This is a genomic window from Kitasatospora sp. NPDC059803 (genome assembly GCF_042732255.1).
GTDB lineage: Bacteria > Actinomycetota > Actinomycetes > Streptomycetales > Streptomycetaceae > Kitasatospora.
The window spans coordinates 1-10,016 of sequence record NZ_JBHWIJ010000308.1 but is presented as its reverse complement, the minus strand read 5'-3'; the positions used below and the strand labels follow the sequence as shown (position 1 = coordinate 10,016).

General features: G+C 73.8%; 8 protein-coding genes. 4 read left to right on the top strand and 4 right to left on the bottom strand.

Annotated elements, in window-relative coordinates:
* Window positions 1–880: 880 nt before the first annotated feature.
* Window positions 881–2,710, top strand: a complete 1,830-nt coding sequence (locus tag ACFV6I_RS33150; protein ID WP_380429386.1) for an ABC transporter ATP-binding protein — start codon at window positions 881–883, stop codon at window positions 2,708–2,710.
* A gap of 66 nt (window positions 2,711–2,776) precedes the next feature.
* Here the strand turns inward: ACFV6I_RS33150 and ACFV6I_RS33145 are convergent, their stop codons facing one another.
* Both ACFV6I_RS33145 and ACFV6I_RS33140 read right to left on the bottom strand, forming a co-directional pair.
* Window positions 2,777–3,196, bottom strand: a complete 420-nt coding sequence (locus ACFV6I_RS33145; RefSeq protein WP_380429383.1) for a hypothetical protein — start codon at window positions 3,194–3,196, stop codon at window positions 2,777–2,779.
* Window positions 3,197–3,433: 237 nt separating this feature from the next.
* Window positions 3,434–4,816, bottom strand: a complete 1,383-nt coding sequence (locus ACFV6I_RS33140) for an amino acid permease (protein WP_063351611.1) — start codon at window positions 4,814–4,816, stop codon at window positions 3,434–3,436.
* A gap of 451 nt (window positions 4,817–5,267) precedes the next feature.
* On the opposite strand from ACFV6I_RS33140, the gene ACFV6I_RS33135 reads away from it, so the two are divergent.
* Window positions 5,268–5,474 (top strand): hypothetical protein, encoded by a 207-nt coding sequence (locus ACFV6I_RS33135; protein ID WP_063350286.1) that lies wholly within the window; start codon window positions 5,268–5,270, stop codon window positions 5,472–5,474.
* Window positions 5,475–5,621: 147 nt separating this feature from the next.
* Here ACFV6I_RS33135 and ACFV6I_RS33130 read toward each other — a convergent pair whose 3' ends face one another.
* On the bottom strand, window positions 5,622–6,572 hold the full coding sequence (locus ACFV6I_RS33130) for a deoxyribonuclease IV (protein ID WP_063350287.1): 951 nt from the start codon (window positions 6,570–6,572) through the stop codon (window positions 5,622–5,624).
* Window positions 6,573–6,921: 349 nt separating this feature from the next.
* Between ACFV6I_RS33130 and ACFV6I_RS33125 the strand changes: the two genes are divergently transcribed.
* Both ACFV6I_RS33125 and ACFV6I_RS33120 read left to right on the top strand, forming a co-directional pair.
* On the top strand, window positions 6,922–7,995 hold the full coding sequence (locus tag ACFV6I_RS33125; protein ID WP_380429380.1) for a nitrous oxide reductase family maturation protein NosD: 1,074 nt from the start codon (window positions 6,922–6,924) through the stop codon (window positions 7,993–7,995).
* 98 nt (window positions 7,996–8,093) lie between these two features.
* On the top strand, window positions 8,094–9,125 hold the full coding sequence (locus ACFV6I_RS33120; protein WP_063350289.1) for a methyltransferase: 1,032 nt from the start codon (window positions 8,094–8,096) through the stop codon (window positions 9,123–9,125).
* Window positions 9,126–9,222: 97 nt separating this feature from the next.
* On the opposite strand, the gene ACFV6I_RS33115 is transcribed toward ACFV6I_RS33120, so the two are convergent.
* Window positions 9,223–9,933, bottom strand: coding sequence for a class F sortase (locus ACFV6I_RS33115; RefSeq protein WP_380429377.1), 711 nt, complete (start codon window positions 9,931–9,933; stop codon window positions 9,223–9,225).
* Between the last annotated feature and the right edge of the window lie 83 nt (window positions 9,934–10,016).

Here is a 10,016-nt window from a genome sequence, read left to right as displayed (position 1 = left end):
GCGCCGCCTCCCGGCGGCCCGGCCGTGGCGTCGGCGGTGCCGGGGCGTCGTTCCGGTGGTTTCCGCGGGGCTCGACGCGGGGTCTCGCCTCTCGCCGCGCGGCCCCCCCCCCCCCCGCCCCGTCGGTCGGCTGCGCCATCCGGGTAGGCCTCGGCGGGTGGGGTCGGCGGCCCGGGCGGGGGTCCTCGGGGAGGGGCGCGGGGGACGGGGGCTCGCGCCGAAGCCGTCGTCGCGGGGGCCTGCGGTCGACCGGTGGGCGGCGGCGCTCGGTGCGCGGGGGTGGCTGTTTCGAGACGCCGGACGAACGGCACTTGACGGTGGGTCAGTCGAGGAGTCGACCGGGCGGATCCTCGCCCGACCCGGCTCGTCGGGGGGCCGGGCGGGAGGGCCGGAACCGGCTGTCGAGGCGTGGGTCGGGCGGTCCTGTCGGGGGGCCCTTTGCATGCCGAGGACCGTTCGCGGTTGCCGTCCAGAAGCTGCGAGCCGGGGCGTCAGGCGGATACTGGAGATGTGAGAACGGCTCTGGCAGGCACATCCCTGACGTGCCCGCCGCTTAGGGCTGTCTCACGGCAACGGCAGTCTCTGTCGTGCTCCCCGGGTCCGCGCCGTCGGCGTCGGCCGTGGACGTGCGGCGTGCCAATGCAAGGGAAGAAATGGAGTCGTGATGAGTTACTTCAACCGCAGGGACCGCGGTCGCGGACGTGAACGTGACCGTCGCCGCCGTCGCCACGGCCGCCGTCGTCGGTTTGGCTTCTGGTGACAGATAAGGGCGGTCCGGGCTGTGCTTAACAGCCCGGCATGACACCCATCCCTGGGGCCGGCGGTATCACCGCCGGCCCCTCATCCTGAGTGGGGTTCCTCCATGCACGGTGCGACGCCCATGGGGGGTCCGGAGGACCGGGCAGCCGACCGGGCCATCGACCAGGGGCCGGTGGCGGACTCGCCCGTCATCTCGCTGCGTGAGCTGTTCCGGCGGTTCTGGCCGTGGGTCCGACCGGACGTGCGCTGGCTGCCGCTGAGCGCGGTGCTGCTCGTTCTCGGCGCCTTCGGCGAGGTCGTCTCGGTCTGGATGTTCAAGGACCTGATCGACGAAGTCCTGGTGCCGCGGCACTTCGCCGAGTTCTGGCCGCTCGGTGGCACGATGCTCGCCGCGGCCGCGGCGGCGGCGCTGTTCACCTTCGCGGGCACCTACACCGGCACCTGGATCGCCGAGCGCTACCTGCTCCGGCTCCGGACCGGCACACTGGCCCATCTGCACACCCTGCCGCCCGACACCCTGGAGACCCGCTGGCGCGGCGACCTGGTGGCCCGGATGACCGCCGACATCGCGACGATCGAGCAGATGGTCGCGACCGGCCTGGTCGAGGGCGCGGTGGCCTCGACCAGCCTGGTGCTGTTCGCCGGCGCGGCGTTCTACCTGAGCTGGCCCCTCACCCTGGCGGCGCTGATCGTCGCGCCGCTGTTCATCTTCACCACCGGCTTCTTCGGGCGCCGCATCCGCATCCGGGAACGGCAGGTCCAGCGCCGTGCCGGCGGCGTGACCGCGCTGCTGGAGGAGACGCTGCGCAACGTCGTGGTCACCCGCACCTGCGGCCAGGAGGAGCGCGAGGTCGAGCGGGTGCACCGCGAGGGAAAGGCCCTGCTGGACGCCGAGCTCTCCGCCGCCCGGATGTCCGACCTCTACCAGCCCCTCCTCAACGTTCTCCAGATGCTCGCCGGGCTGGTCGTGGTGGGCGTCGGCGCGCTCCAGGTGATCCGCGGCGAGCTGAGCCTGGGTGGTCTGCTCGCCTTCGCCGCCTTCATGGCGCAGCTGTTCGAGCCGATCCAGCAGCTCGCCGGGCTCGTCCCGCTCGCGGGCGCGGCCTGCGCCTCGGGCGAACGCCTGCTGGAGATCCACGACCTGTCCAGTCCGGTCCGGGAGAGCCCCGCCGCGCGGGACGCCGGCGCGGTCCGCGGCCGGGTCTCCTTCGAGGGCGTCCATGTCGCCTACCCCGGCAGTTACGACGCCCCGGTGCTGTCCGACGTCAGCTTCGACGTCAGCCCCGGCAAGGTTCTGGCCGTCATCGGTCCCAGCGGCAGCGGCAAGTCCACGCTCGCCAAGCTCCTGGTCCGCTTCCTGGACCCGCAGGCCGGTACCGTCCGCCTCGACGGCGTCGACATCCAGGACCTGACCATCGCCTCGCTGCGCGGGGCGATGAGCTTCCTGCCCCAGCAGGCGCAGCTCTTCCACGCGACCATCCGGGACAACATCGCCTACGGCAGGCCCGACGCCCCGCAGGAGGAGATCGAACGCGCCGCCCGCAGCGCCGGCGCCCACGGCTTCATCACCGCGCTGCCGCAGGGCTACGGCACGGTCATCGGCGACGAGGGCTTCCAGCTCTCCGGCGGGCAGGCCCAGCGCGTCGCCATCGCCCGGGCCTTCCTGCGCGGCGCGCCGGTCCTCGTCCTGGACGAACCCACCACCGGCCTGGACCCGAAGACCGTCCAGCAGCTGATCCCCCCGCTGCGCCGCCTGATGGCGGGCCGCACCACGATCCTGATCACCCACGACCCGGCCTTCCTCCCGCTGGCCGACCACGTCCTCACCCTCCAGCCGCCGGACGCTCCGCGCCCCCGCTTCGCGGAATCGGCCGCCGGGCGCCCGGAGGCCGTCGCGGTGAACGTGTCCGAGGCGGGGCTTCCCGGTGAGCGGGACCACGGGCCCGGGTGACCTTCGCCCCCACCCGAACGGCCGGGATCCGCAGGCTGCGGACCCCGGCCGTTCGAGTGCGTGCGGTCAGGAGACGACGATGGTGGTCCGCAGGTAGTAGACGAACGGCGGGCAGGCCGAGCCGCGGTCCGGGAAGGCGCAGCGCCAGATCCAGGTGATGTCGCCCGTCCCGGCGGCGGCCGCGTTGAAGGTCGCGTGCGTGGTGTTGTCGGGGTCGGTGCTGCCCGAGGTCTGCGGCAGCACCGAGGGCGCGGTCGTCGCCGGGACGGAGGACAGCCAGGTGACGGTGCTGTCGCGGTAGGGAGGCAGGTTGATCTGGACCACGTCACCCGGGTGGACCTGCACGGTCTGGCCGTTGGAGGCGACGCCGAGGACCACGACGTCGTTCAGGGCCGGCCGCGCCGGGGCCGCTGCGGCGGTGGTGACGGTGCCGGCGGTCAGGGCGAGGACGGCGGCGGGGACTGTCAACAGCCTCAGGATCTTCATGGCACTCCCGGTACTCGAAGGTTCACGGAAACGGAGGTTCGCGTGGAACGGCGGTGCAGGGTGCGGAGGTTCCGGCCTCCCGTCTATCCGGTGCGGGTGGCCCGGCCGATGGCGCGGAGCCGCCCGGGAGGGAAACCTCCGGCCAAGGATGTCCACATCTGCCGCCTCCGGCAAGGCGCGTGACGATCCGTCAGGCACTCGTCACCTTGAGCCGCCGAGGCCCCGGCCCTCGGGCCGTCAGTCCCGGCGGCGGGCCGCCATCCAGACGTAGACCAGGATCCCGGCGAACAGGAACAGCACGCCCTGGTAGACGGCCGCGTAACCGGCGCCGGCCACCAGCCACAGGGAGAAGCCGAAGGCGCCCAGGCCCAGCACCGCGTCCCGGGCGAGCCGGCCCCCGGAGACCTTGTCGGGCATGCCGCGCACCAGCCAGTACAGCTGCGCGGCGGTGGAGAGCAGGTACGGGACGGTCGCGGTGAAGGTGGTGACCAGCACCAGGATTTCGAACGCGCCCTTGGCGCCGGTGGCGAAGTTGAGGATGGTCAGCACCGAGGCCAGCGCGACGCTGGTCACGACGCCGAACACCGGGACGCCGCGCCGCTCCTTGGCGAAGGCGGCCGGGAACAGCCCGTCCTTGGCGGCCGCGTACGGCGCCTGGGCGGCCAGCAGCGTCCAGCCGTTGAGCGCGCCGGTCATCGAGACGAGCGCGGCGACGGCGATGGCCGTGCCGCCCCACGTGCCGCCGAACATGGCGTCCACGGCGTCCGAGAACGGCGCGGTGGAGTGGATCAGCCGGTCGTGGGCGACGGTGCCGAAGACCGCGAGCGTGCCCAGCAGGTAGACCACCGCCGCACCGGCCGTGCCGAGCACGCTGGCCCGCCCGACGTTGCGCTCCGGATCGCGGACCTGGCCGGCGCTCATCGCGGCCGACTCCACGCCCAGGTAGCTGAAGAGCAGGATGGCCGCGGCCGCCGTCATCCCGCCGGCCCAGCCGTGCCCGGTGGCGTCGAAGGGGCCCAGGTTGCGCGCGTCGAAGAAGCCCAGACCGCCCACCGAGACCAGCAGCAGCGGGATGAACTTGAGGACGGTGGAGACGAGTTGGACGGCGCCGACGTAGCGGGTGCCGGCCAGGTTCGCCAGCGCGGGCAGCCACTGGAAGGCCATCGCGGCGGCGATGCTGAGCCCGATGGAGTGGCCGACGGGCAGCAGCACGTCGAGATAGCCGACGGCGGCGACCGCGAGCGCGGCGTTGCTGACCCAGGTGGTGATCCAGTACGACCAGGCCGACAGGAACCCGGCGAAGTCCCCGAAGGCCTCCCGGGCGTAGACGTAGGGCCCGCCGGTGCGCGGGTTGCGGCGCGCGAGCTGCCCAAAGACGAGCGCGAGGGCGATCGCGCCCACGGTCAGGACGACGAAGGAGACCAGGCTGACCGTCCCGTAGGGGGCCACGGCGGCGGGGATCATGAAGATGCCGCCGCCGATGATGTTGCCCATCACCAGGGCGGTGGCGGTCGGCAGGCCGAAGCGGCCGCCCTTGCGGGGTGTCGCGGTGACCGCTTCCGGCGTCTGCGGCGGGCTCGGTCGGGTCGCCTGCCGGGGTGCGGCCGGGCTGGTCTGCATGAGGGTGGTGCGCCTTTCGTGGTCCTGCTCGTGCTCGGTGGAGCCACCGTTCATGCTCGAACCGGGTGGCGCTCTGTACCAAATCGATGGGATTTGTTCAGTCGGCCTGGCATGTCACCGCAAGACTTGCGGTCCCGCGCCGGTCGGACGGGCACTCGTCCTGTGCCGCTCCGGCGGGCACTCGTCCTGCGCCGGTCGGACGGGCGCTCGTCCAGTGCCGGTCCGGCGCGGCCGTTCGGCGTGCGGCCGGGTGTCCGAGGGCGTTCACCCGGGGGAGGGATGTCGTCACCCGGATGCCTCAGCCGGGTTGCGGCGTGCCGCGGCGCGTGCGCGTTCGTGTGCAAACGTTGGCCCGGCGCCTCCCCGTGGGGCGTCGCCCAGCCTGCGGGCGGTCGACGTGGCCGGTCGGGGGCGCGGGTCAGAGGACCAGAGACGAACTAGGGGACAGTAGATGTCGCTTCGTGGGAAGATCCGCAAGCTCGCGGTGATCGTGGCCGTGACGGGTGCCGCCGTGGTGGCCGTGCCGACCTCGGCCATGGCGTTCGGCCACACGCCGGTGCCGTCCTCCGGGCAGGGCCTGGAGTCCGGTTCGGCGGGTGTCGGCCTGTTCGGCCCGCACGCCAACTGGTTCAACTACCACGAGCACAGCGAGGGCTGATCCGTCCGAGCTCGGAGCCCGGGGGCCGCTGTGGGCCTCCGGGCTCACGGCTGTCCGCGCGGCGAGGCGCGGTGCGGTGCCGTGCGGCGCGCTGCCGGACCGGTCGGGCGGATCGGGCGGGCCGGTCGGGGCGGCGGCCCGAGCAGGTCAGGACGGTCGGGCGGGGGCGGCGGCCCGCTCGCGCAGTTCCTTCAGTACGGCGATGTCCATCGCGTGGCCGGTGCCGTCCCCGCCGTGCTTGCGGTCCGGGGTCTCCACCAGTAGCGGGACACCGGCCGTCTCCGGGTGCTCGAACAGCTCGCGGAACGGTTCCGCGCCGATCATCCCGGCGCCGATGTTGGCGTGCCGGTCCTTGCGCGCGCCGACGACGTCCTCGGAGTCGTTGGCGTGGATCAGCCGCAGCCGGCCCGGCCCGGCCGCCGACGCCAGGGCGTCCAGGGCGGCCGTCACCCCGCCCGGTACGGCCAGGTCGTGCCCGGCGGCGAAGGCGTGGCAGGTGTCCAGGCAGACGCCGACCTTCGGGTGCCCGTCCAGCGCCTCGACGTACTCGGCGAGCTCCTCCAGCCGGGAGCAGAGCGAGCTGCCCTGGCCCGCCGTCGGCTCCAGCAGCAGCCAGGGCGCGTCCTCGCCGAGGGCGTCCAGTTCGTCCAGCAGCGGCCGCACGTCGGCCCGGACCTGTGCCATCGCCTCGGCCCGCCGGGAGCCGCCGCCGGGCGCCGTGCCGACCGCCGAGCCGGTGTGCAGGACGACGCCCAGTGCGCCGATCGCGTGGCCGCGGCGCAGCGAGTGCCGCAGCGAGTCGGCCGAGCGCTCGCGGGTGGCCGGGTTGTCCGAGCCGAAGTTGATCAGGTACGGCGCGTGCACCCAGGCGGGGAGTCCCTGCTCGGCGCAGGCCGCCCGGAACTCCTCGTCCTGCGCGGGGTTGCCCGGCGGAGTGGCCCAGCCGCGCGGGTTGGCCACGAACACCTGCACGGTCTCGGCGCCGACCCGGCGCGCGTACGCCAGCCCCGTGCCGGCCAGCCCGCGGGCGGCCACCGGGACGTGCGCGCCGACCGGGTTGCGGAGGGTGCCGAGGGGCGCTGCGGGTGCGGTGGTCATGGCCCCGAGGATGTCACGCCGCCGGCCGGCGGTGGCACGCGGCCCGGCCGGCGGTGCCGGGGGCGGTGCCGGGGTCGGTCCGGTGGCGTGCCGTGTGGCGCGGCTCGGAGCGCGCCGCGCCGCACGCGCCACGCCGGGCCGTCCCACCACCGGCCGACGCCCCGTCAGTCCCGCAGCCCAGCCCTGGTGGCGGGCCCACCCGGTGGCCCATAGCGTCGAGTCGGCCGCACCCACCGGCCGTCACTGCCCAAGCACACCGTGTAAGAACAGACACCGCGTACCTAGCGCGCCGCCCGGCAGGCTCCGGCCGCACACCGGCGAGCGCGCCGGAAAGAACAGGTCACCACTCATGCCCACGCGACGGGTCCACCACTTCGCCGCGGCCACCGCCGCCGCCACCGCCCTGACCACCGTCCTCGCCACCCTGGCCGCCGCGCCCGCGGCCCACGCCGCCGACGGCCTGCACGTCGTCCAGCCGGGCGAATCGATTCAGCAGGCCGGCGACGCCGCCCTCCCCGGCGACACCGTCCAACTGCTCGCCGGCACCTACCCCGGCAGCGTCCGCATCACCACCCCGGGCCTCACCCTGCGCGGCGCCGGCGCGGACAGCGTGATCACCCCCGGGGACGGCACCGAGAACGCCTGCGCCACCGCCGGACACGGCCTCTGCGTGGACGGCACCGAGGCGGCCCCGCTGTCGGACGTCACCATCGAGACCCTCGCCGTCACCGGCTTCCGCAAGAACGGCATCGACGCCAGCGGCACCACCGGCCTGACCGTGCGCGACACCTACGTCCACGACAACGCCCAGCAGGGCATCAGTCAGGAGATCTCCACCCGGGCCCGGATCGTCGGCAACCGCGCGACCCGCAACGGCCAGTCCGGTGTCTTCCTCGCCAACTACGCCTACCGCGAGGGCGGCGCGCCCGACACCGGGGGCACCGTCGTGGAGGGCAACGAGCTGACCGAGAACCGGGTCGGCGTCACCGTCCGCCGACTGCGCGGGCTGGCCGTCCAGGACAACGAGCTCCGCGGCAACTGCGCCGGCGTCTTCGTGGTCGGCGACGAGGGCGTGCCCCGGGCCGGGGACCTCGACGTGCGGCGCAACCGGGTCGTCGCCAACAACATGTTCTGCCCGGCCAACCCGCGGCTGGGCGCCATCCAGGGCGCGGGCATCGTGCTCACCGGGGTCGAGGACACCCGGGTCACCGACAACGAGGTCCACGACAACGTCGGCAGCTCGGACTTCTCCGGCGGGATCGTCCTCTTCAAGAGCGCCGTCGGCGTCCCCAACGCCCGCAACACCGTCGCCGACAACCACCTGAGCGGCAACAGCCCGGCCGACATCGCCGACCGCGACACCGGCGAGAACGCGTTCGCCCGCAACACCTGCGCGCGGTCCGATCCGTCCGGCCGCTGCTGAACCGCGGCACCCGCACCCGGTACGACCCGCGCCTGGTACGAACCGCTCCCGGCACGCGCCCCCGGCACCCCCGCCCCCGTCGACAAGGAAGACCTCCCATGACCATCGCACCGCCCCCCACTCCCCAGGCCGCGATGCGCCTGCGCGAGCTCGTCTTCGGCGCCGCCTGCGCCGCCGCCGTCCGCGCGGCCGCCCGGCTCGGCGTCGCCGACGTGCTCGGCGACACCCCGACCAGCGTCACCGAACTCGCCGCCGCCCTCGACACCGAGCCCCTGCCGCTGTGCCGCCTGCTGCGCGCGCTCACCTGCTACGGCATCTTCTCCGAGACCTCCGACGACCGCTTCGAGCACACCGAGATGTCCCGCCTGCTGCGCGAGGACGCCCCCAACTCGCTGCGCTACATCTCCCTCTGGTGCACCGAGCCGTGGACCTGGGAGGCCTGGCCCAAGCTGGACGAGGCGGTCCGCTCCGGCCGCAACGTCTTCCCCGAGCTGTTCGGCAAGGAGTTCTTCGACTACCTGCACAGCGACGCGGGCGACTCCGCGAAGGTCTTCGACAAGGCGATGACCGCCTCCAGCCGGCAGTCCGCCCACGACCTCGCCGAGTACCTGGACCTCACCGGCGTCGACTCGGTGGCGGACATCGGCGGCGGCCAGGGGCACGTGCTGGCCAGCCTGCTGGAGAAGCACCCGGCGCTGCACGGCACCCTGCTCGACCTGCCCAAGGTGGTCGCCGGCGCCGAACCCCGGCTCCAGGACGGCGGCGCCTTCTCGGCCCGCGCCCGGCTGGTGCCCGGTGACTGCCGGGTGGAGATCCCGGTCCGCGCCGACCTCTACATCATCAAGAACATCCTGGAGTGGGACGACGAGAGTACCCGCCGCACCCTCGCCAACGTGGTCGCCGCGGCCCGGCCCGGCGCCCGCGTCGTGGTGGTGGAGAACCTGGTCGACGACAGCCCGTCGATGCGCTTCACCACCGCGATGGACCTGATGCTGCTGCTCAACGTCGGCGGCGCCAAGCACTCCAAGGAGAGCATGGTGCGGCTGATGGAGGACGCCGGACTGGACGTCGCGGACGTCCACCCGGTCAACCCCTACCTGCACGCCTTCGAGGCCACCGTGCGCGGCTGAGCACCGGCCCCCCCGCCGCCGCGCCCCGCCCCCCCCCCCCCCCTCACCCCCCGGCCCCCCCCGGTGGGGGGGGGCGGGGGTTCGTTCGCGTTGCCGGTCAGGCCGGGTGCGAGGAATCCAGGTGCGCGAAGACCACCACGTTGTCCGAGTAGTCCTTCTGGCCCTTGTCGTACGTACCGCCGCAGGTGATCAGCCGCAGCTGGGCGTCGGGCGTCTGGCCGTACACCTTGTCGTCCGGGAAGGCGTTCTTGGGGAAGGCCTCCACCGAGTCCACCGAGAACACCGCGACCGTGCCGTCCGCGCGCGTCACCTCGATCTGCTGGTCCGGTTGCAGCTGGCTCAGCATCACGAACACCGCCGGGCCCGTGGTGGTGTCCACGTGCCCGGCGACCACCGAGCTGCCGAGCTCGCCCGGGGAGACACCGTCCCGGTACCAGCCGACCAGGTTGTCGTCGTCCGGCGGCGGCGCGGTGAGCTGGCCCTCCGGATCGAGCGTCAGCTCGGTGAACGGGGCGTCGACGCCGATCTGCGGGATCCGCAGCCGGGTCGGGTTGGCGCGGCCCAGCGACGGTGGCGCAGGGGCCGGGTCCTGGGCGGCCTCCGCAGGGGCCTCCGCGGGGGCGTCCGTGGGGGCGTCCGCGGGGGTGGTGGCCGGTGGGGACGGGCGGGGGGTGGCCGGCGCGACGATCGCCGGGGGACGGATCACGCCGGACGCCGAGTTGGCTTTCGGCGTGGTGTCGACCGAGTTGTACATCAGCAGCAGACCGACCGCCGCCGCACCGATGCCGGTGCGCAGCAGTCGGGACATTCCAGGGACGGGACCGCCCATCGCTCCTCTTTCTCCATTCCCATGCGCAGCCGGGCCGGTGACGGCCCGAAAAGGTCCAGAAG